Here is a 900-nt window from a genome sequence, read left to right on the forward strand (position 1 = left end):
AGGCTATGTTGCCGGATTTGTCACTGAAGTTTTGACAGAAGAATGAAATCGTCGAGTTGTACATGCAGTGAAGGGCAATGCATGGCCATAAGGACCTGCTTCGTTCGTAAAGCCAGGCAAGAACAGATCCGACAATCAATCCCACCATGAACTGGTAAATATTCAGATGAGCGGCACCAAATAACGTCGCTGAGGCAAAAATAGCGAATTTCCTGGGGCATTGCGCCAGAAAACTGCGCACGATAATGCCGCGAAAAAGCATTTCCTCCAGAACGGGGGCCAGGATACAAACCGTGATGACAGACATGGGATCGTTCGTCATCATTCTCTGGAACATCATTTCCTGTGCTCTTGACAAAGGGAATGCCGAAACCATCACCGCATCCACTGACAGCATGGCCAACACCAGTGCAGGAATCAGCATGGCGATAGGAAGCATCAACAGCATGATGGTGACGCTTGCCGAATTTCGGGACGCATGAAACAAGGCCCGGTAGCTCAGCTGCTTGTGATGCAGCACAAGGCTGAAGACGCCGGCATTTCCAAGAACTGTTGCGATGCCCCATACGCCATTGAGTGCATCTCCGCGCAACCCGAGCATATCGGCAAGCGCCACCAGCGCGACATATTCAAACAGAAATAAGGCGAGAACGATCAGCGCGGCCTGGCCCAGGGTTGGGAAGCTTGTGTACTTTTCTGTGACCCTATTCATGCCGCCAACCTCGGCCGGCTTCTGGTCGCGAAACTGCGGGGCGATGCGGTGCGCCATCCATTTTGTGGTCCTCCCAAACTCTTGTAAGGCATGAGTTATATCAGTTGTCTCATCTTGAGAAAAAGTGTTGAGACTTTGTTTCAGCCAAGGGTTTCTACCCGGATACCCCTTAAGGCGCAGTCGTAGCA

The 900-nt window shown here is 51.6% G+C and carries 1 protein-coding gene; it reads right to left on the reverse strand.

Annotated elements, in window-relative coordinates; genetic code table 11:
• Window positions 1–769 (reverse strand): lysostaphin resistance A-like protein (locus tag AC1DWI_RS24685; protein ID WP_477726115.1); only part of this gene is annotated, 769 nt, incomplete at its 3' end.
• Window positions 770–900: the final 131 nt, after the last annotated feature.

Source organism: Polaromonas sp. P3_C2 (genome assembly GCF_056402675.1).